The sequence below is a fragment of the Streptomyces sp. WAC05374 genome, from assembly GCF_004353505.1.
Classification (GTDB): domain Bacteria; phylum Actinomycetota; class Actinomycetes; order Streptomycetales; family Streptomycetaceae; genus Streptomyces.
The window spans coordinates 972,755-991,875 of the sequence record NZ_SMNQ01000001.1 but is presented as its reverse complement, the minus strand read 5'-3'; the positions used below and the strand labels follow the sequence as shown (position 1 = coordinate 991,875).

The following is a 19,121-nucleotide window of genomic DNA, read 5'->3' as shown; positions in this document are numbered from 1 at the left end:
GAGCAGACATGCACCTCGACCACGACCACACCGGCCCCGCCGCGATCAGCGCCGACGCCCACCGGCCCGACGGCACCCGCCGCGCACTGCGCATCGGCCTCGGCGGACCGGTCGGCTCCGGCAAGACCGCCACCGTCGCCGCCCTCTGCCGCGAACTGCGTGACCGGCTCTCCATCGCCGTCGTCACCAACGACATCTACACCCGCGAGGACGCCGAGTTCCTGCTGCGCAACGCCGTCCTGCCGCCCGAGCGCATCGCGGCGGTGGAGACCGGCGCCTGCCCGCACACCGCGATCCGCGACGACATCTCCGCCAACCTCGAGGCCGTCGAGGACCTGGAGGACGCCGTCGGGCCGCTCGACCTCATCCTCGTCGAGTCCGGCGGCGACAACCTCACCGCCACCTTCTCCAAGGGCCTCGTCGACGCCCAGATCTTCGTGATCGACGTCGCGGGCGGTGACGACATCCCCCGCAAGGGCGGCCCCGGTGTCACCACGGCCGATCTGCTGGTGATCAACAAGACCGACCTCGCGCCGTACGTCGGCTCCGACCTGGAGCGCATGGCCCGTGACGCCAAGGAGCAGCGCGGCGACCTGCCCGTGGCGTTCACCTCGCTGACCGGCGAGCGGGGCGTCGGGCCGGTCGCCGACTGGGTGCGCGCGCGGCTCGCCGCCTGGGCCGCATGAGCGTCCACGCCACCGCGCGGATCGTCGCCGACCGCGACGGCGCCCTGCCGGTCCTCCGCAGCGACGGGCCGCTCGCCCTGCGGCGCACCCGGGCCACCGGCCCGTACACCCGTGTCACCGTCGTCGGCGCCATGACGGCGCCGCTCGGCGGTGACCGGCTGGCGGTGGAGGCCGAGGTACGGGACGGGGCGCGGCTCACCGTCGGCTCGGCGGCCGCGACGGTCGCCCTGCCCGGCCGGGAGGCCCGCCAGGCCCGCTACGACGTGCGCCTCACCGTCGCGGAGGGCGCCGAACTGCGCTGGCTGCCCGAGCAGCTCGTCTCCGCCCACGGCTCGGACCTGCGGATGCGTACGACGGTCGAACTGGCCGCCACCGCACGGCTGGTGCTGCGCGAGGAGCAGGTCCTGGGCCGTCACGCGGAGGAGCCCGGCACCCTCACCACCCGGCTCACCGTCCGCCGCGCGGGCCGGCTCCTGCTGGACCAGGAACTCGCCTACGGCCCGGGCGCGCCCGGCGGCTGGGACGGCGGCGCGGTGCTGGGCGGGCACCGGGCGGTGGGCCAACTTCTCGTGGTGCGGCCGGAGTTCGAGGAGAAGCCCGCCGAGCCGTGCCTCCTCGGTGACACCGCCGCCGTCACACCACTGGCCGGGCCCGCCGCCCTGGTGACCGCCGTCGCCCCGGACGCCCTGCGCCTGCGGCGCGTCCTGGACGAGGCACTGGCCACCCTGTGACGGCGGGCCCGGGCCCGGTCGTGTGCGGCGTCAGCCGCCGACGTACCAGGTGAAACCACCCGTGGACGCCGCCACCGCCAGGAGGATGGCGAAGATCACCAGGTCGACGATGCCGAGCACGATGGCGGCCTTCGCCATTCCGGCGCCGTTCTTGACGGGGGCCTGCTTGAGGGCGATCACACCGAAGACGATGGCGAGCGGCCCGAGGATGACATTGAGGAACAACGTGCCGACGATGCCGCAGACGAGCCCGGCGATGGCGAGCCCGTTCGTGCGGGACTGAGCCTGCCCGTGCGTACCGCTGGTGCCGTAACCGGCCATGGCAACTCTCCCTGTTCGGGGTGGACTTGTGAACGTCCGTGTTGCCCGTTGTGCCGGTGCCATGCCCGCCGCGTGAGAAAATCGTGACCGTCCGCCGCGCGGGCGGCCCGCTCACCGCCGGAACTTGGGGAACCTGCGCGACTGCTCCGCCTGCTCGGCCTCCTTGACCTTGGCCGCGTACGCGTCGACGTACTCCTGGCCCGACAGCTCCAGGATCCGGTACATGATCTCGTCGGTGACGGCCCGCAGGACGGTCTTGTCGTTCTCCATCCCCTCGTAACGGGAGAAGTCCAGCGGCTCGCCGAACCGGACCGTCACCCGTTTGATCTTCGGCAGCACCTGTCCGGGCGGCTGGATCTCGAACGTCCCGACCATGGCGCACGGGATCACCGGCACGCCCGCCCGCAGGGCCATGACCGCGACGCCGACCTTGCCCTTGTAGAGGCGCCCGTCGTGCGAGCGGGTGCCCTCCGGGTAGATCCCCAGCAGCTCGCCCTTGGACAGCACCCCGAGCCCCTCGCGGATCGCCGCCTGCCCGGCCTCCTTGCCGGAGCGGTCCACCGGGATCTGACCCGCGCTGCGGAAGAACGCGGCGGTCAGCCGGCCCTTCACACCGGGGCCGGTGAAGTACTCCTGCTTCGCGAGGAAGGTGATGCGCCGCTTGAGGACGACCGGCATCAGGAAGTGGTCCGAGAAGGACAGGTGGTTGCCCGCCACGATCGCGGCGCCGTCCTCCGGGATGTGCTCCAGCCCCTCGGTCCTCGGCCGGAACAGCAGCCGCAGCAACGGCCCGAGGAGGACGTATTTGAGCAGGTAGTAGAACACGGGTGGGCTCCCTACGCCACTGGACGGGCACCTGAGCCGGTCGGGCTCACCGGGACGTTTCTGAAGGAACGTCAGGCATTCTGCCTCACTTCCGGCGCCTACCCGCCCATTACCGCCACAGGCGCGGGCGCCAAAGCTCCCGCTCACCTCGCCCGCGCGGCCGTCACCGCCCCGCGCCACCCGCCCGCCACCGGGCCGGCACCGGTGATGGACGGCCGGGACGGGGGCACAAGGAAGCCATGACTGTGCCCAAGAACAGCGTCCTGGTCCTGGACAGCGCCGAACCCGAGGCGCTGGCGGAGTTCTACGCCGAACTGCTGGACGCCCGGACCCGACGCGGAACCGATCCGGACTTCATCGAGGTGGTCGGCCACCACGGCGTGTGCGTGGCCGTACGGCGCGACCACGGCTACGCCCCGCCGAGCTGGCCGCGCCCCGACGACTCCCAGCAGGCGCACCTGCACATCCTGGTGGCCGAGGCCGACATGGACGAGGCGGAGCGCGAGGCGGTCGGCCTGGGCGCCAGGCCGGTGGAGACGAGGGACAACTCCGGCCCCCGGGACGTACGGACGTACGCCGACCCGGCCGGCCACTCCTTCACCCTGGTCGCCCGGGAAGGCCGCTCGGCGGCCGAGTGAGCGCGCGGGGCCGGGAGTTACTCATGCGTTCCGCACGGTCGGTTGCTGACGGATGTGACTGTTGCCACCCCCGCCCGGGATGACACCGTCGTCTCCGTCGCCGACCGAGGGAGCAGGTGTGATCAAGGGCTACGCCGCCTTCTGCGACGCGGACCGCCACTTCTACGACGCGCCGTACCGGCTGTCCGCCGAGGGCACCGACCGCAGGGGCGCGCTGTACGGGGCGGCGCTCGCCCCCGTACCCGAGGGGTGGCGCCGGCACCGCAGCGGTGACTGGCTGGCCCTGCGCCCCGTGGACCTCACGCTGCCCGCACAGGGCTGGAAGATCCACGTGTCGGCGTGCCTGGACAACGCCGAAACGATTCTTTCGACGGTCATGGAGTACTGCCTCGCCCGGGGCATCGCCTTCAAGTTCGTCCCGAGCCGGTACCTGCTCCACACCCGCAACGCCAAGTACGCCGACCGCGCCGCCAGCGGCAAGTTCATCACCGTCTACCCGGCCGGCGACGAGCAGTGCCACCGGATCGCCGACGATCTGGCGGCGCTGCTCGCCGGCGAACCCGGCCCGTACGTCCTCAGCGACCTGCGCTGGGGCGACGGCCCCGTGTACGTCCGCTACGGCAGCTTCACCCAGCGGCACTGCTACGGCGAGAACGGCGAACTGTGCCCCGCCGTCGAGGACCCCGACGGGCGCCTCGTCCCCGACCTGCGGGGACCGGTGTTCCAGGTGCCCGACTGGATCGAGCCGCCCGCCTTCCTCCGGCCCCACCTCGACGCCCGGGCCGCCGTGACGGTCACCGACATCCCGTACACCGTCGACAGCGCCCTGCACTTCTCCAACGGCGGGGGAGTGTACGTCGGCCACGACCGCCGCACCGGCGAGAAGGTCGTCCTCAAGGAGGCCCGCCCGCACGCCGGCCTCGCCGCCGACGGCGCCGACGCGGTGACCCGGCTGCGGCGCGAGCAGACCGCGCTGGAGCGGCTCGCCGGACTGCCGTACACGCCCGAGGTGAAGGGCACCTTCGTCCTCGGCGACCACCACTTCCTGGCGATGGAGTTCCTCGAGGGCAAGCCCCTCAACACCTTCTTCGCCCGCCGCCACCCCCTGATCGAGGCCGACCCGACACCCGAGTCCCTGGCCGAGTACACCGCGTGGGCGCTGCGCATCCACCGCCTCGTGGAGGAGGCCGTCGACGCGGTGCACGCACGCGGGGTGGTCTTCAACGACCTGCACCTGTTCAACATCATGGTCTCCGAGGACGAGACGTCCGTGGCGCTGCTGGACTTCGAGGCCGCCGCCCACATCGACGAGGGCCGCCGCCAGACCGTCGCCAACCCGGCGTTCGTCGCACCGCCCGACCGGCGCGGCTTCGCCGTCGACCGGTACGCCCTCGCCTGCCTGCGGATCGCCCTGTTCATGCCGCTGACCAGCCTGTTCCCGCTGGACCCCGGCAAGGCGCGGCACCTCGCCGACATCGCGGCCGCGCACTTCCCCGTCCCGCGCGCCTTCCTCGACGAGGCGGTCGAGGAGATCGCGGGAACGTCCGGCGGCGGACCGTACCTGCCCGTCGAGCCGGGCGACTGGCCGCGCAGCCGCGCCTCCATGGTGCGCGCCGTGCTCGCCTCCGCCACACCCGAACGCGAGGACCGGTACTTCCCCGGCGACATCGCCCAGTTCGCCACGGCGGGCGGCGGCCTGACGGTCGGGTACGGCACCGCCGGCGTCCTGTACGCCCTCCACGAGACGGGCTCCGGCAGGTGCCCCGAGGCCGAGGAGTGGCTGCTGCGCCGCACCAAGGAACCCGAGTCCGGCACCCCCATCGGCTTCTACGACGGTCTCGCCGGCATCGCCTGGACCCTGGACCGCCTCGGCCACCCCGAGCAGGCCCGCGACCTCGCCGAACTCACCCTGTCCCGGCCCTGGGACAACATCGCCCCCGACCTGCACAGCGGCCTCGCGGGCGTCGGCCTGGCGCTGGACGCCCTCGGCATGCGGGACGCCGCCCTGCGCTGCGCCGGCCTCGTCGCCGACGCCCTGCCCGGCGTCTCCCGGGCCGGACTGCTGCACGGCGCCTCCGGACCCGCCCTGCTCTTCCTCCGCCTGTACGAACGCACCGGCGACACCGGCCTGCTCGACCTGGCCGCCGACGCGCTCCGCCGCGACCTGGCCCGCTGCGTGACCAGCGCGGGCGGCACCCTCCAGGTCGACGAGGGCTGGCGGACCATGCCCTACCTCGGCGCCGGGAGCGTCGGCATCGGGATGGTCCTCGACGACTACGCCGCCCACCGCGACGACGCGGACTTCGAGCGGGCGCGGCGCGACATCGTCCGCGCCGCCCAGGCCACCTTCTACGCCCAGCCCGGACTGTTCCGGGGCGCGGCCGGCATGGTGCTGTACCTCAGCCGCACCACCGCGCCCGGCCCGGGCACCGCCCCCGGCGACGTACGGCGCCAGATCGACGCCCTCGCCCGGCACGCCGTGCCGTACCAGGGCCATCTGGCCTTCCCCGGCGAGCAGATGATGCGGCTGTCCATGGACCTCTCCACGGGCACCGCCGGCTGCCTCCTCGCCCTCGGCAGCGCCGCGTCCGACGGCCGCGCGCACCTGCCGTTCCTCCCGCCGCTCCGGCGGCCCACGAGCCGGCCCCAGCCAGGGGCCGAGACAGAGCACACCGTCCCCATGAAGGAAAGGAATCGATCATGACGCTTCTCGACCTGCAGTCGATGGAGACCCCCAAGGAAGAGGCGACGGGCGACATCGCCACCGGCAGCCGCGCGAGCCTGCTGCTCTGCGGCGACAGCAGCCTGAGCGTCACCACCTGTAACTGACCCGCCCGGTCGCGCGGTGCCGAATGCCGCGCGGCCGTACGGATCACCCGGTCCCGGGCGGCGCACGCGCCGCCCGGGACCACCCGTACCCGCCCGAGGAGGACACCGCCCCCATGACCTCCCCGCCGCCGCCTGCCCCCGCATCGCCGGACCGCCGCGACCCGGCGCCCAAGCCGGAGCCCGGGCCCGAGGGCCGGCCGGTGGACGCGGAGGTCCTCCGGGGGGCCCTGCGGCACAGCGGGGGCCGTGCCGCGGCGGTGCTGCTGTGCTCCCTGGGCGCCGCGCTGGCCGCCCTCGCCGAGCCGGCCGTCCTGGGCCGGAGCCTCGACCTGCTGCTCGCCGGTTCGGCCGGCGCACCGCGCTGGGTCGGCCTGTGCGCCGCGCTGATCGCGGCCGAGATCGTCCTGGACGCGCTGGTGGCCCTGCTGACCGGCACCACCAACGCCCGGTCCACCGCCTGGCTCCGCCGCCGCGCCCTCACCCGGCTGCTCGCCGCACCACCGCACCACGCCGCGGACCGCTTCGCGCCCGGCGACCTCGCCACCCGGCTCACCGCCAACGCCACCGAGGCCGGCACCGTCCCGGCCACCGCGGCGGGGGCGCTCGCCACGGTCCTGCCACCCCTCGGCGCGCTGGTCGCGCTGCTGGTCATCGACCCGTGGACGGCGGCCGCGTTCCTGGCCGGGCTCCCGCTGCTGGCCCTGCTGCTCCGGGCGTTCGCCCGCAGCTCCTCCGGCACCGTGACGCGCTACCAGCGCGCGCAGTCCGCCATGGCGGACCGCCTCGTCGAGGCGCTGGCCGGTGCCCGCACCATCGCCGCCGCGGGGACGGCCGCGCGCGAGCGGCGCCGCGTCCTCGCCACGCTGGCCGAACTGGCCGCCGAGGGGCGGACGATGTGGCAGGTCTACGGACGGGCCGTCGCCCGCAGCGGGGTGCTCATGCCCCTGCTGGTGTGCGTCGTCCTCGCCGTCGGCGGCGCCCGGCTGGCCTCCGGCGCCCTGGGCGTCGGCGAACTCGTGGCGGCCTCGCGGTACGCGGCGCTCGCCGCGGGAGTCGGCGCGGTCGCCTCGGCCCTCGGCGCCCTGGTCCGCGGCCGGGCCGCCGCCCGCCGCACCGGTGAACTGCTGGCCCTCCCACGGCTGACGCACGGCCGGGAGGCCCTGCCCGCCGACGGCACGGGCACGCTCGAACTGCGCGGCGTCACCGTCGTACGGGACGGGGTCGCCGTGCTGCGCGGCGTCGACCTGCGCGTGCCCGGCGGGGCCACCGCCGCCGTGGTCGGCCGGTCCGGCGCGGGCAAGTCCCTGCTCGCCGCCGTCGCGGGCCGGCTCACCGACCCCGACGAGGGGTACGTCCTGCTCGACGGGGTACGCCTGGACCGCGTCGAGCCCCGGCGGTTGCGCCGGGAGGTCGGGTACGCCTTCAGCCGGCCGGCCCTCTTCGGCACGACGGTCGGCGAGGCCGTCGCGTTCGGCGCCGACCCGGCACCGGCGGACGCGGTGCGGTCCGCCGCCCGCGCGGCCGGAGCGGACGGGTTCGTCGAGCGGCTGCCGCGCGGCTACGGCACGCACCTGGCCGACGCGCCGCTCTCCGGCGGCGAGCTGCAACGCCTGGGGCTCGCGCGGGCGTTCGCCCACGCGGGACGGCTGCTGATCCTCGACGACGCGATGTCCGGCCTCGACACGGTCACCCAGCGGCAGGTCGAGCGGGCGCTGGCCGAGGACGTGCGGCCCGGCACCCGGCTCGTCGTCGCCCACCGGCTGTCCTCCGCGGCCGGGGCGGACCTGGTGGTCTGGCTGGACGACGGCCGGGTGCGCGCCGTCGGAGCGCACCGCACACTGTGGCGCGACCCGGCGTACCGGGCCGTGTTCGCCGCCGCCGACGGGGCCGGCGCGTGACGGCGCGCACCCGCCGGGTCCTGCCCGAGGGGCGCCGCTTCCTGCGGCGCCGGAAGCGGGACGTGCTGCGGCTGGCCGCCTGGTCCCTGCTGGAGTCGGCCCACACGTTCCTCGGCGGGTACGGCGTGGCCCGCGCGCTGGACGACGGTTTCCTCGCCGGCCGCACCGCTACCGGCCTGCTGTGGCTGGGCGTGGCCGCCCTCGGCACCGTCCTCGGCGGGTTCGCCGTACGCGGGGTGTTCGCCGGGCTGGCCGGCCTGGTCGAGCCGCTGCGCGACGGGCTGGTCCGCCGCGCCGTGTCCCAGGCCATCGACGGGGCGGTGGCCGACCCGGCGCGTGCCGAGAGCGCGGCCGGTGCCGCGGCCGTGTCCCGGCTCACGCACCAGACCGAGATCGCCCGCGACAGCTTCGCCGGACTCGTTCTGACGGCCCGCTCCTTCGTCTTCACCGCCCTGGGCGCGCTGCTGGGCATGGCCGCCCTGGAACCCGCGCTGACGCTCGTCGTCCTCCCGCCGCTCCTGCTCGGACTGGGGCTGTTCCTCGCCACCCTCGGCCCCATGGCCGCCGCGCAGCGCGCCTTCCTCGACACCGACGAGGCGCTGTCGGACCGGGTGGGCGCCGTCGGCGCCGGGCTGCGGGACGTGGTGGCCTGCGGCGGCGAGCGGCGGGTGGCGGCGGACCTGGGGCGGCTGGTCGACGCCGAGGCCCGGCTCTCGCGCCGCCTGGCCCGCTGGGCCGCCGTCCGTACGCTCGCCCTGGGCGCGGCGGGCCGGCTGCCGGTCGTCGCGCTGCTGCTGGCCACGCCGTGGCTGCTGCGCGGCGGGGTGACGGCGGGTGCCCTCCTCGGTGCGGTCACCTATCTCGTCCAGGCGCTGCTGCCCGCACTGGACGCGCTCATGACCGCGTTCGGCACGGCCGGTACGCGGCTGCTGGTGGTACTGGAGCGCTTCACCGCCGCACCCGCCCCGCGCGGACCCGGGGCGCCCGCGCCGACGGGCGTGCGGGCTCCCGTCCTCCTCCGCCGGGTCGGGCCCGCCGCCGAACTGCGGGGCGTGAGCTTCGCCTACGGTCCCGGGGCGCGGCCGGTGCTGGACGGCCTCGACCTGGTCGTCGAGCCGGGGGAGCACCTCGCCGTCGTGGGCCCGAGCGGCATCGGCAAGTCCACCCTGACCGCCCTGCTCGCCGGGCTCCTGGCCCCGACCGCCGGCACGGTCGCCGTGGCCGGCGTACCCGCGCTGCTGCCCCAGCGGGCCTACGTCTTCACCGGCACCGTCCTGGACAACCTCCGCTACCTGAGCCCCCGCGCCACCCCCGCCGAGGTCCGGCGGGCGGTGGACGCGCTGGGGCTCGCCCCGCTCGTCCGGCGGCTCGGCGGCCCGGACGCGGTGATCGACCCGGGCCGCCTGTCGCAGGGCGAGCGGCAGAGGCTGGCGCTCGGCCGCGCCTACCTCGCGCCCGCCCCGCTCCTCCTGCTCGACGAGGCGACGTGCCACCTGGACCCCGACACCGAGGAGCACGCCGAGCGGGCGCTCGCCGCCCGGCCCGGCGCCCTCGTCGTCGTCGCCCACCGCATCTCGTCCGCCGTACGGGCCGACCGGGTCCTCGTCCTGGACGGGGAACGCGCCCAGTGCGCCCCGCACGGCGAGCTGCTCGCCCGCTCGGACCTGTACCGGGACCTGGTCGGCCTGTGGCGCCCCGACGCGGCCTGAGCCGCGCGGCCCGCTACACCCACCCGGCGCCCTGGGATATCCGGATCGCGTCGATCCGGTTGCGGGCGCCGACCTTGCGGGTGGCCGACGCCATGTAGTTGCGCACCGTCCCGTTCGACAGGTGCAGACCCCGGGCGATCTCCGCGATCGACTCCCCCTCCGCCGCCCTCGCCAGCACGCTCAGCTCGCGTGCCGTCAGCGGCATTCTGGACGCCTCCAGGAAGCCGAAGGCGAGGGACTCGTCCACGAACCGTTCCCCCTCGGCGACCTTGCGGATCGCCCGCACCAGCCGCTGCGGCGAACCGTGCTTGTCCACGAAACCCAGCGCCCGCGCCTCGAACGCCCTGCGCAGCGCCCCAGGCCGTCCCGCCGACGCCAGCACCAGCAGCGCCGTGCGCGCACCGAGCACGCTCCGTTCCTCCTCCGCCCCGCCGTCGAACAGCGCCGCTGCCCCCGGACAGTCGAGGTCCACCACGCACACGTCCGGCCGTAACGATTCGGCGTGCCGGCCGGCGGTCCGCCAGCCCGCCGAGAACACATCGAACGCCCCCTCCGATTTCAGCAGCGCCACCAGCGCCGACCTCAGCAGACTCGCGCTGTGCAGGACAAGCACGCTTGTCATGTCCCATCCCCTCCCTGTCGTCCGCCCAGTGGGCAGGCCGGACCTCCGTACGGGCCACCCATGCGGCTTCCCACGGCGGCGGCGGACGAACATGGCCGAGTACGTTCGGGGGCGCGCGCCCCGCGCATACGAGCGCCCCTCGTGCGCCGTCGTGCGCAGGCGTGTGCGCCCCCGCGTGGTGGGGCCCCTGTCGCGTGGTGAGGAACCGGGCGTCCGCCGAGAATGGCCGGGTAGGCGAGGGAGCGTGAAGCGCATGACCCACACGGCCGGCCGCGGCGCCGCCACCCACGACCACCCCGATCTGCCCACGGTGCGTTCGCTCCATGAACTCGGTGAGCTGGTGCGGCGCCGGGAGGCCCTCTACGTCCGCTGGTCCCGGGGCCCGGCCCACGACCTGGACACCACCCGCAGCGTCGACTGGCTCACCGGCATCCCCATGCCCGGTCTGTCCGCGAACCCGCTGCGGGTCGAGTCCTGGTGGGGCGACCGCTCCCTCCGGCTGTGGGTGGCCCGCCGGCTGTACGACTACTGCCACCTGCGCCGTGACCGCGACGGCGACATCCGCCCCTGGACGCTCCACGGCCGCGAGGTCGCGCGCGGCCCGGACAATGAACCGCTCCTGGCCGACATCGTCCCGGTGAGCTGGATCGACCCGGCCGTCATCAAGGAGGCCGAGGCGGAGGTGGCCCGCCAGCGCCGCCCCTGGGGCCCCATGCGCCGCTGACCTCCGGGGTGACCACCGGCCCCGCCGGAAGGCCCGCCGGAACTCATGACCCATGCCCCGCCTGCCGGGCCGCATCCGGGGGCAAACGGTGATCATGCCGAAGACAGCGCCCCCGCCGACGACAGCCGGCCGCCCGCCCCTCGAGCGGGCCCTCACCACCCGCACGCTCTACTTCTTCATCCTCGGCGACGTCCTCGGCGCCGGCGTGTACGTCCTGGTGGGCCAGGTCGCCGCCGACGCCGGGGGAGCGGTGTGGGTGCCGCTCACCGTGGCGCTGCTGCTCGCCCTGCTGACGGCCGCGTCCTACGCGGAACTGGCCACCAAGTACCCCCGCGCCGGTGGCGCCTCCCACTACGCCACCCGTGCCTTCGGCCCCTTCGTCGGGTTCCTCGCGGGCTTCTGCATGCTCGCCGCCGGAGTGGTCTCGGTCGCCGCGCTCGCCCGGGGCTTCGCCGGTGACTACCTGACGGCCTTCGTCAGCGCCCCGGTCGCCCCGGTCGCCGTGCTGTTCCTGGCCGCCCTGGCGCTCCTGAACGCCCGGGGCATCCGGGAGTCCACCCGGGCCAACGTCGTCGCGACCGTCGTCGAGGTGGGCGGTCTGGCGATCGTCGTCGTGCTGGGCTGCCTGCTGCTGGCGCGGGGCGACGGCGACCCGTCGCGGCTCGTCCGGCTCGGCACGGCCGAGCACGGCGCGGCCGCCGCCGTCCTGAGCGGCGCCGTCCTCGCGTACTACTCCTTCGTCGGCTTCGAGACGTCCGTCAACGTCGCCGAGGAGACCCGTGACCCCCGGCGCTCCTACCCGCGCGCCCTCTTCGGCGCGCTGGTCACGGCAGGCGCGGTGTACGTCCTGGTCGGCCTGGCCGCCTCCGCCGCCGTACCGACGAGCACGCTGGCGCACTCCGGCGGGCCGCTGCTGGAGGTGGTCAGGGCGGCCGGCGGCGTGCCGGTGTGGCTCTTCAGCGCCATCGCGCTGGTGGCCGTCGCCAACGGCGCGCTGCTGACCGGCATCATGTCGTCCCGGCTCGCCTACGGGATGGCCCGCGACGGCCTGCTGCCCGCGGTCCTGGCCAGGGTGCTGCCCGGCCGCCGCACCCCGTGGGCCGCGATCGCGGCGACCACCGCCCTGTCGATGCTGCTCGCGCTGACCGGCGGCGTCGCCACCCTCGCGTCCACCCTGGTGCTGCTGCTCCTCGTGGTGTTCCTGCTGGTGAACACGGCCGCGCTGGTGCTGCGCCGTGAACCGGGCACCCCCGGCCACTTCCGCACGCCGGCGGTGGTCCCGGTCCTGGGCGCCGCCTCCTGCGTCCTGCTTTCCACCCGGATCGAGGCCGCGGTCTGGCTGCGCGGGCTGACCGTGCTCGGCGTGGGCCTCGTCCTCGCGGCGGTCGCCGCCGCCCGGCGCGACTCCACCGACCGGCCGCCCGCCTGAGCGCGGCCCGCCCGCCGCGCGCCCCGTGCGACAGTCGCGTGAACAGGGCGCCATCGCCATGGACGTGTCAAGATCGGCGTCCTAGCGTCGCCCCATGTCCACCCGAAACCGACGACGCGGCGCCACCGTGCTCGCCGCGGTCTGCCTCGTCGCGGCCCTGCCCCTGGCGGGCGCACGGGCCGACGGCATCCCCCTCGCCCCCGGCCACCGGCTCGTCCCCGGCTACACGGGCGCCCCCGCCACGGCCCGGCCGTTACCCGGCGGGCCCCCGCCGCAACACCCCCACCTGGCGCCCAACGGCCGCAGCGGCATGCACGCGGACGCGGCGGGCAGCGGTACGTATCCGTGGAGCGGCCCGCTGGGAGAGGCCCCCGTCGTCCGCAGCCGGTCCATGGCGGTACTCGGCGGGGAGTGCGCCACCGTCACCTTCGACCGCGCGGGCCGGATCATCACCGTCTGCGGCACCTTCTCCGGCTTCGTCGTCAAGCTGCTGGACCCCTCCTCGCTGGCCGTCCTCGCCGAGTACGCGCTGCCGCAGCGCCCCTCCACGGTCGAGGCCCTCACCCGGCTCGACTTCTCCCGGATCTTCAAGGACACCTCCGGAGGCGCGTACGCCTACCTCGACGAGCGGGACCGGCTCGTCCTCGCCGACTCCCGCCGGCACGTCGTCCGGCTCGCCCACGCCCGGGGCCCCGACGGCCGGTGGCGGTTCACCGCCGACGCGGACTGGGACCTCACCGGACACGTCCCGCACGACTGCGCGACGTGGACCGACCCCCGCCCCACCGGCGAGTGCGACCCCGTGACGTCGGTCATGCCCGACTGGGACGGCCGCATCTGGTGGGTGACCCGCCGGGGCAGGGTCGGCACCGTGGACCCCGCCGACGGCACCGTCCGGTCCGTGCGGCTGCCCGGCGAGGAGATCCAGAACTCCTTCTCCGTCGCCCAGGACGGCGTCTCGATCGTCTCCGACCACGCGCTCTACACCTTCCGGGCCCGGCCCGACGGCACCCCCGAGGTGGTCTGGCGCCAGACCTACGACCGCGGCAGCGGCGCCAAACCCGGCTCGGTGAACCAGGGTTCGGGCACCACACCCGACCTGTTCGGCGCGGGCGGCAAGCGTTACGTGGCGATCACCGACAACGCGGACGGCCGGATGAACGTCCTCGTGTACCGCCGCGAGGCCGGCGTACCGGACGAGCGGCGACTGGTGTGCCGCGTCCCCGTCTTCCCCGACGGCCGGTCCACCACCGACAACTCGCTGATCTCCTGGGGCAACAGCCTGATCGTCGAGAACAACTACGGCTACGAGGACGTCACCTCGCTCACCTTCGGCCGCTCCGTCACCGGCGGAGTGACCCGGGTGGACGTACGCGACGACGGCAGCGGCTGCGACACGGTCTGGGAGAGCCCCGTCCGGTCACCGTCGACCGTCCCCAAACTCTCCACCGCCAACGGCCTGCTCCACCTCTACACCAAGAACCCCCACCCGCTCGGCGTCGACGCCTGGTACCTGACGGCGGTCGACTTCCGCACCGGCCGCGAGCTCTGGAGCAGGCTCACCGGCACCGGCCCCCTCTACGACAACACCTGGGCGCCGGTCACCCTCGGCCCGGACGGCACCGCGTACGTCGGCGTCTTCAACGGCCTGGTCGCGGTACGGGACGGCGGCCACGGTCGAACCGACGATCCCGCGCCGTGAGTCGGGCACGCGGCCCCGCCGAGCGCAGGACGACGTCCAGGGCGCCGTCGGGGTCGGCGGCGTAACAGGCGCTGAACCAGGCCATGTTCGCCTCCACCACCGCCCAGCCCTCCGCCCCTCCGGGCTCGGAGGCCGTCACCAGGCCGACGTCCACGACCACGGCGCTGGGCAGCGTGTCGCCGCGGGCGGCGAGAAGGCCGGCCGCGAAGTCCAGGACGGCCGCGCGGTGGCGGTGGCCGTCCAGCGGCGCCGCGTCGAGCCGGCCGAACGTCGCGTACTGCGCACCCGCCCGCACCTCCCCGTCCAGCACGAACAGGCGGAACTCCGCCTCCCAGGTGACCACCTCGCTGATCAGCACCGGCGTGTCATCGGGCGGCGCGGAGCCGCCGGACGGCAGCCGGCCACCGTCCGCCCGCACCGCCGCCGGGAAGCTCTTGTCGCTCGGCGGCTTGACGAACGCCGGCCGCGTCAGCCGGCGCGCCTCGCCCAGCGTGGCCTCCACCACGCGGCGCAGCGTGTACGCCCGCGGCAGCGACGCCAGCCAGCCGTCGGCCGGCTCCAGCAGCCCCAGGCCGAGCTCCTCCACCACCCCGGCCGCGAACAGCGGCCCTCCGTAGTAGTGGACGTCACCGGAGCCCCACGGTCCCGGCGAGCCCGCGCCACCGCCGGCCGGGAGCACCTCGACCCGCATGCCCCGCCGCGCGGCGGCGGACGCCAGGAGCTCCCCCGTCGAGGTGCGCCGGGGCGACAGGGCGAGGACCGCGTGCTCGTTCATGGTGGGCGACCCTCCCACCGGCGCCGGCCGGCGGTCCACCCATTTCCGGCCGCACCCGGCACGCCCCATGTGGCAGATCTCCCGTCGGCCCCGACAAAAGCGCAGGTCACAGCCGCGTGCAAGGTTTCGGAAGTGGCGCAATACTGCCGCAACACCATAGGGCGGGCAGCATCGGTATGGTCCCGCACATGCCAGCCGAACGCACCCGTGAACACCCCGCACCCGTCGCCGCCGCGCGACGGCGACGGGTGCGCGCGGACCGGGCCCGACAGCTCGCCGACCTGCTGCGCCACCAGGCGCGCACCGGCGGCTTCCCGGGCGGCGTCCTGCCGCTGGAGGGACGGATCGGCACGGACTACGGCGTCTCCCGCAACACCGTGCGCCAGGCGCTCGACCTGCTCCGCGCGGAAGGACTGGTGGAGCGCCAGCCCGGTGTGGGGACCGTCCTGGTGGCGGAGAAGTACCCGCACGGCCTCCACCGGCTCCAGGGGCTCGCCGAGACCCTGCACGAGCACGGTGAGGTGACCAACGAGGTGCGCACGGCGGGCCCGGTCCCGGCACCCGCGCCGGTGGCGCGGCGGCTGCGGGTCGCCGAACGCGCCGACGTGCTCTGCGTGGAGCGGCTGCGCAGGCTCAACGGGCTGCCGCTCTCCCTCGACCTCACGTACATCCCCATGGACATCGGGGCCGCCCTGCTCGACTGCGACCTGGAGCACAACGACGTGTTCCGGCTCATCGAGCGCCTCACCGGGCAGGCCCTCGGCTCGGCCGACATCACCCTCGAAGCCGTCAACGCGGACGCCCACTCCGCCGCCGTGCTCGAAGCACCGCGCGGCGCGGCCGTCCTGATGCTGGAACGGCTCACCCACCTGTGCGACGGGCGGCCCGTGGACCTGGAGTTCATCCGGTTCCGCGGCGACCGCATCACCATGAGCGGCCTCCTGCACCGCTCCTCGCACTGACCACCCGTACCACCCCGCCCCCTCCCTGGAGACAGCCATGCCTCTGGCGCCCCAGCGTGCCGACGTGCCCGTGACCATCGACGAGTCGAAGTGCATCGACGGCTGCACCCTCTGCGTCGACATGTGCCCGCTCGACTCGCTCGCCATCAACCCGGACAGCGGCAAGGCGTACATGCACGTCGACGAGTGCTGGTACTGCGGCCCCTGCGCCGCCCGGTGCCCCACCGGCGCCGTCGAGGTCAACATGCCCTACCTGCTCCGCTGAGAGGCCCGCCATGCCGCGCACACGACTCACCCCCGCCGTCCTGGCCACCGCACTGGCCGCCGCCCTGCTCACCGGGTGCGGCGGCGACGCGGACGCCGACGGCCCCCGCACGGTCACCGTCACCGTCGGCTACCAGTCCAAGACCATCAACACCGTCACCGCCGGCACCCTGCTGCGCGAACTCGGCTACTTCGAGCAGGAACTGAAGACCCGCGGCGCCGAGGACGGCACCACCTACCGCGTACGGTGGCAGGACTACGCCACCGGTGCGCCGATCACCGCCCAGATGACCGCCGGTAAGATCGACATCGGCTCCATGGGGGACTTCCCCCTCCTCATCAACGCCGCCCGCGGCAAGCAGCTCAACCGCCCCACCCGGCTGGTCTCCGTCACCGGCTACAACCTGCGCGGCGGACTCAACACCGTGGTGACCGCCCCGGATTCACCCCTGGAGCGCCTCGAGGACCTGCGCGGCAGGAAGGTGTCGACCTCCGTCGGCTCGGCGGCCGACGGAACCCTCGTCCGCGCCCTGCGACGAGCGGGCATCGACCCGCACAAGGACATCCGCAAGCTCAACCAGCAGCCGTCCGTGGGCGCCTCCGCCCTCCAGTCCGGCAGCGCCGACGCCCTCTCGCAGTTCGTCGCCTGGCCGGGACTCCTCGCCCACCAGGGCCGGGCCAAGGCCCTCTACGACGGTGCCGAACTGAACGTGCCGACCTTCCACGGCGTCACCGTGCGCGAGAGCTTCGCCAAGGAGCGGCCCGCCGTCGTCGACGCCTTCCTGCGCGCCCAGCGACGGGCCACGGACCACCTCCGGGCCGAGCCCGTGGCCGCCGCCGAGTCCGTCGCCCGCGCCACCGGACTCCCGGCCGAGGTCGTCTACCTCTACAACGGCGCCCACGGCATCGCCACCTTCGACCCGACCCTCAAGCCCGCCCTCGTGGACGCCCTGAAACAGGACGTGCCGGTGCTGAAGTCGGCGAAGCTGGTCGGTGACGTGGACGTCGACGCGTTCGTCGACGACCGGTACCTGAAGCGGGTGTACGGGGCCTCCTACGCCGCAGCCCGCGCCACGCGGCCGCCCGCCGCCCGGGCCGAGCTCTGGCTGAAGGACGGCACCACCCGCGCCTTCACCTCCCCGAAGCGCCTCCTCGGCGCGGTGGCCGCCGCCCGCGGCACCGTGCGCGCCGCCTACGTCCCCGACACCACGACCGGCACGCCCTGGTTCGCCGACAAGGCCGTGTGGGTGGCGGACGGGACGGAGCTGCTGCCCTTCGTCACCCCGTCCGGCGCCGCCGCCCACACCGCCCGGCACCCCGGTGCGCGGACCGTCCCGTACGGCGAGGCGCTGCGCCGCGCGGGCGGTGCGTCATGACCGGGCGCCGCGCGCTGCGGGTGCTGTCCCTGGCCGGCGCGCTGGCCGTGTGGCAGCTCCTCACCTCGTACGACGTCAACCTGTGGCTGCGGTTCGAGCAGTTCCCCACGGTGACGGACGTGGCACGGACCTTCGCGCTGCGGGCCGGCGGCGCGGAGTACTGGCAGGACCTCACCGACAGCCTCACCCGCATCGTGACCGGCTTCCTCCTCGCGGCCCTCGCCGGAGTGGCCACCGGCACGGCGATCGCCCGCTCCCGGCTCGCCGCCGACCTCCTCGGTCCCGTGCTCGAAGTGCTGCGCCCCATCCCGGCGATCGCCCTGGTGCCGGTGGCGATCCTGCTCTTCCCCAGCAACGAGCAGGGCATCGTCTTCATCACCTTCACCGCGGCGTTCTTCCCCGTCCTCGTCTCCACCCGGCACGCGGTGCGCTCGCTCAGCCCCGTGTGGGAGGAGGCCGTCCGCACCATGGGCGGCGGGCGGTGGCGCGTGTTGTGGTCGGTGGTGCTGCCCGGCGCCCTGCCGGGCGTCCTCGGCGGCCTGTCGGTCGGCATCGGGGTCTCCTGGATCTGCGTGATCTCCGCGGAGATGATCTCCGGCGAGTACGGGGTGGGCTACCGCACCTGGCAGGACTACACCGTCGTCGACTACCCGGGGGTGTTCGTCGGCATGGTGACGATCGGCCTGCTGGGCTGGCTCACCTCGACGGCCGTGGAGCTCGTGGGACGCCGGCTGACCCGGTGGCTGCCCCGGGCCGCGCTCCCCGCCCCGGCGCCCGCCGCCCGGCGGCCCCGCCGCGCCGCACCCGCGCGCCCCGCCGCCGGGCGCCCCTTCGAACCGGGCCGCCCGCCCGTACCCGTACGGAAGGAGGCCGCGTCATGACCACCACCGCGACCACCACCACCGGCGCCCGCCTCGCCCTGCGCGGTGCGGTGCTCGGCCACCCCGGCGCCCCCGTCCTCGGCGGCGTCGACCTGGACGTCGAGCCCGGGGAGGTCCTGACCGTCGTCGGACCGTCCGGCTGCGGCAAGTCCACCCTGCTGCGCACGCTCGCCGGACTGATCCCCGCCCTGGACGGCGCCGTCACCCTGGACGGCGAGCCCATCACCGGCCCCGGCGGCGAACGGGCGCTGGTGTTCCAGGAGGACGCCCTGCTCCCCTGGCGCACCGTGCGCGCCAACGTCGAACTGCCGCTGGCCGTCCGGGGCGTCCCGCGCGCCGAGCGGCGGGCCGTCGCCACGGCGTGGCTGGAGCGCGTCGGGCTCCCCGCACAGGCACGCAGCCACCCGCACCGGATCTCCGGCGGACAGCGCCAGCGCGTGCAGCTCGCCCGGGCCCTCGCGGGCGGACCGCGCGCCGTCCTGATGGACGAACCCTTCGGCGCCCTGGACGCCCGGACCCGTTCCACGATGCAGCGGCTGCTCATCGACGTCCTGAACGGCACCGGCGCCACGGTCGTCTTCGTCACCCACGACGTCGACGAGGCGATCCTGCTCGGCGACCGCGTCGCGCTCCTCGCCACCGGCCGCGTCCTGCCCGTACCGCGCCCCCGCGACCCCGGCGCCGCGACCGACCCCGCCACGCGCGCCCTGCGCCGCGCCGTCCTCGCATCGCTCAGCACCTGAGAGGCA

General features: G+C 75.1%; 19 protein-coding genes. 15 read left to right on the top strand and 4 right to left on the bottom strand.

The genetic code is table 11. The features are described 5' to 3' along the window. Nucleotides 1-8 precede the first annotated feature (8 nt). Together ureG and E2B92_RS04395 are read left to right on the top strand one after the other, a co-directional pair. Nucleotides 9-686 (top strand): urease accessory protein UreG, encoded by a 678-nt coding sequence (gene ureG, locus E2B92_RS04400; RefSeq protein WP_126885264.1) that lies wholly within the window; start codon nt 9-11, stop codon nt 684-686. Then, on the top strand, nt 683-1,417 hold the full coding sequence (locus E2B92_RS04395; protein WP_126885265.1) for an urease accessory protein UreD: 735 nt from the start codon (nt 683-685) through the stop codon (nt 1,415-1,417). The genes ureG and E2B92_RS04395 overlap by 4 nt, the downstream gene beginning before the upstream one ends. Nucleotides 1,418-1,447: 30 nt before the next feature. Here the strand turns inward: E2B92_RS04395 and E2B92_RS04390 are convergent, their stop codons facing one another. Together E2B92_RS04390 and E2B92_RS04385 are read right to left on the bottom strand one after the other, a co-directional pair. Next, nucleotides 1,448-1,738 (bottom strand): DUF4190 domain-containing protein, encoded by a 291-nt coding sequence (locus E2B92_RS04390; protein ID WP_126885266.1) that lies wholly within the window; start codon nt 1,736-1,738, stop codon nt 1,448-1,450. Nucleotides 1,739-1,849: 111 nt separating this feature from the next. Then, the gene (locus E2B92_RS04385) at nt 1,850-2,563 is read right to left on the bottom strand and encodes a lysophospholipid acyltransferase family protein (RefSeq protein WP_126885267.1); all 714 of its coding nucleotides are present in this window, start codon (nt 2,561-2,563) and stop codon (nt 1,850-1,852) included. 239 nt (nt 2,564-2,802) lie between these two features. Here E2B92_RS04385 and E2B92_RS04380 point away from each other — a divergent pair, with 239 nt between their 5' ends. From E2B92_RS04380 to E2B92_RS04360, 5 genes are all read left to right on the top strand, one after another. After that, a complete protein-coding gene (locus E2B92_RS04380) occupies nt 2,803-3,201 on the top strand; it encodes a VOC family protein (protein ID WP_126885268.1) in 399 nt (132 codons plus the stop codon). 118 nt (nt 3,202-3,319) lie between these two features. Beyond that, nucleotides 3,320-5,905 (top strand): class III lanthionine synthetase LanKC, encoded by a 2,586-nt coding sequence (lanKC, locus tag E2B92_RS04375; RefSeq protein ID WP_126885269.1) that lies wholly within the window; start codon nt 3,320-3,322, stop codon nt 5,903-5,905. After that, nucleotides 5,902-6,030 (top strand): SapB/AmfS family lanthipeptide, encoded by a 129-nt coding sequence (locus E2B92_RS04370; protein WP_073755677.1) that lies wholly within the window; start codon nt 5,902-5,904, stop codon nt 6,028-6,030. Before lanKC ends, E2B92_RS04370 begins: the two co-directional genes overlap by 4 nt. 113 nt (nt 6,031-6,143) lie before the next feature. Then, nucleotides 6,144-7,928: an ABC transporter transmembrane domain-containing protein gene (locus E2B92_RS04365; protein ID WP_126885270.1), complete on the top strand. Its 1,785-nt coding sequence runs from the start codon at nt 6,144-6,146 to the stop codon at nt 7,926-7,928. Continuing rightward, on the top strand, nt 7,925-9,637 hold the full coding sequence (locus E2B92_RS04360; RefSeq protein WP_235023680.1) for an ATP-binding cassette domain-containing protein: 1,713 nt from the start codon (nt 7,925-7,927) through the stop codon (nt 9,635-9,637). The genes E2B92_RS04365 and E2B92_RS04360 overlap by 4 nt, the downstream gene beginning before the upstream one ends. A 13-nt stretch (nt 9,638-9,650) precedes the next feature. On the opposite strand, the gene E2B92_RS04355 is transcribed toward E2B92_RS04360, so the two are convergent. Continuing rightward, nucleotides 9,651-10,259 (bottom strand): response regulator transcription factor, encoded by a 609-nt coding sequence (locus tag E2B92_RS04355; protein WP_126885272.1) that lies wholly within the window; start codon nt 10,257-10,259, stop codon nt 9,651-9,653. A gap of 253 nt (nt 10,260-10,512) precedes the next feature. Between E2B92_RS04355 and E2B92_RS04350 the strand changes: the two genes are divergently transcribed. From E2B92_RS04350 to E2B92_RS04340, 3 genes are all read left to right on the top strand, one after another. Beyond that, nucleotides 10,513-10,983, top strand: a complete 471-nt coding sequence (locus E2B92_RS04350) for a DUF6098 family protein (RefSeq protein ID WP_126885273.1) — start codon at nt 10,513-10,515, stop codon at nt 10,981-10,983. Nucleotides 10,984-11,077: 94 nt separating this feature from the next. Then, nucleotides 11,078-12,412, top strand: a complete 1,335-nt coding sequence (locus E2B92_RS04345; RefSeq protein WP_126885274.1) for an APC family permease — start codon at nt 11,078-11,080, stop codon at nt 12,410-12,412. A gap of 94 nt (nt 12,413-12,506) precedes the next feature. Continuing rightward, on the top strand, nt 12,507-14,114 hold the full coding sequence (locus tag E2B92_RS04340; protein ID WP_126885275.1) for a hypothetical protein: 1,608 nt from the start codon (nt 12,507-12,509) through the stop codon (nt 14,112-14,114). On the opposite strand, the gene E2B92_RS04335 is transcribed toward E2B92_RS04340, so the two are convergent. Then, on the bottom strand, nt 14,053-14,889 hold the full coding sequence (locus tag E2B92_RS04335) for an ATP-grasp domain-containing protein (protein WP_126885276.1): 837 nt from the start codon (nt 14,887-14,889) through the stop codon (nt 14,053-14,055). The genes E2B92_RS04340 and E2B92_RS04335 overlap by 62 nt on opposite strands. Before the next feature lie 188 nt (nt 14,890-15,077). On the opposite strand from E2B92_RS04335, the gene E2B92_RS04330 reads away from it, so the two are divergent. Genes E2B92_RS04330 through E2B92_RS04310 form a run of 5 tightly spaced genes read left to right on the top strand, consistent with a single transcriptional unit; the run spans nt 15,078 to nt 19,115 of the window. Continuing rightward, the gene (locus E2B92_RS04330; protein WP_126885277.1) at nt 15,078-15,851 is read left to right on the top strand and encodes a GntR family transcriptional regulator; all 774 of its coding nucleotides are present in this window, start codon (nt 15,078-15,080) and stop codon (nt 15,849-15,851) included. A gap of 37 nt (nt 15,852-15,888) precedes the next feature. Next, nucleotides 15,889-16,116: a 4Fe-4S dicluster domain-containing protein gene (locus E2B92_RS04325; protein WP_064067780.1), complete on the top strand. Its 228-nt coding sequence runs from the start codon at nt 15,889-15,891 to the stop codon at nt 16,114-16,116. A 10-nt stretch (nt 16,117-16,126) separates the two neighbouring features. Then, on the top strand, nt 16,127-17,491 hold the full coding sequence (locus E2B92_RS04320; protein ID WP_126885278.1) for an ABC transporter substrate-binding protein: 1,365 nt from the start codon (nt 16,127-16,129) through the stop codon (nt 17,489-17,491). Further along, nucleotides 17,488-18,372, top strand: coding sequence for an ABC transporter permease (locus E2B92_RS04315; RefSeq protein ID WP_133087391.1), 885 nt, complete (start codon nt 17,488-17,490; stop codon nt 18,370-18,372). Before E2B92_RS04320 ends, E2B92_RS04315 begins: the two co-directional genes overlap by 4 nt. Continuing rightward, the gene (locus E2B92_RS04310) at nt 18,369-19,115 is read left to right on the top strand and encodes an ABC transporter ATP-binding protein (RefSeq protein WP_126887081.1); all 747 of its coding nucleotides are present in this window, start codon (nt 18,369-18,371) and stop codon (nt 19,113-19,115) included. The genes E2B92_RS04315 and E2B92_RS04310 overlap by 4 nt, the downstream gene beginning before the upstream one ends. Nucleotides 19,116-19,121 lie beyond the last annotated feature (6 nt).

Excerpts from the sequence above, each read along its gene's own strand:
- E2B92_RS04345 (WP_126885274.1), top strand. The coding sequence starts at position 11,078 with ATGCCGAAGACAGCGCCCCCGCCGACGACAGCCGGCCGCCCGCCCCTC.
- E2B92_RS04315 (WP_133087391.1), top strand. The coding sequence starts at position 17,488 with ATGACCGGGCGCCGCGCGCTGCGGGTGCTGTCCCTGGCCGGCGCGCTG.
- E2B92_RS04320 (WP_126885278.1), top strand. The coding sequence starts at position 16,127 with ATGCCGCGCACACGACTCACCCCCGCCGTCCTGGCCACCGCACTGGCC.
- E2B92_RS04340 (WP_126885275.1), top strand. The coding sequence starts at position 12,507 with ATGTCCACCCGAAACCGACGACGCGGCGCCACCGTGCTCGCCGCGGTC.
- E2B92_RS04395 (WP_126885265.1), top strand. The coding sequence starts at position 683 with ATGAGCGTCCACGCCACCGCGCGGATCGTCGCCGACCGCGACGGCGCC.
- E2B92_RS04310 (WP_126887081.1), top strand. The coding sequence starts at position 18,369 with ATGACCACCACCGCGACCACCACCACCGGCGCCCGCCTCGCCCTGCGC.
- E2B92_RS04390 (WP_126885266.1), bottom strand. The coding sequence starts at position 1,738 with ATGGCCGGTTACGGCACCAGCGGTACGCACGGGCAGGCTCAGTCCCGC.
- E2B92_RS04355 (WP_126885272.1), bottom strand. The coding sequence starts at position 10,259 with ATGACAAGCGTGCTTGTCCTGCACAGCGCGAGTCTGCTGAGGTCGGCG.
- E2B92_RS04365 (WP_126885270.1), top strand. The coding sequence starts at position 6,144 with ATGACCTCCCCGCCGCCGCCTGCCCCCGCATCGCCGGACCGCCGCGAC.
- E2B92_RS04370 (WP_073755677.1), top strand. The coding sequence starts at position 5,902 with ATGACGCTTCTCGACCTGCAGTCGATGGAGACCCCCAAGGAAGAGGCG.
- E2B92_RS04380 (WP_126885268.1), top strand. The coding sequence starts at position 2,803 with ATGACTGTGCCCAAGAACAGCGTCCTGGTCCTGGACAGCGCCGAACCC.
- E2B92_RS04325 (WP_064067780.1), top strand. The coding sequence starts at position 15,889 with ATGCCTCTGGCGCCCCAGCGTGCCGACGTGCCCGTGACCATCGACGAG.
- E2B92_RS04335 (WP_126885276.1), bottom strand. The coding sequence starts at position 14,889 with ATGAACGAGCACGCGGTCCTCGCCCTGTCGCCCCGGCGCACCTCGACG.
- ureG (WP_126885264.1), top strand. The coding sequence starts at position 9 with ATGCACCTCGACCACGACCACACCGGCCCCGCCGCGATCAGCGCCGAC.
- E2B92_RS04330 (WP_126885277.1), top strand. The coding sequence starts at position 15,078 with ATGCCAGCCGAACGCACCCGTGAACACCCCGCACCCGTCGCCGCCGCG.
- E2B92_RS04350 (WP_126885273.1), top strand. The coding sequence starts at position 10,513 with ATGACCCACACGGCCGGCCGCGGCGCCGCCACCCACGACCACCCCGAT.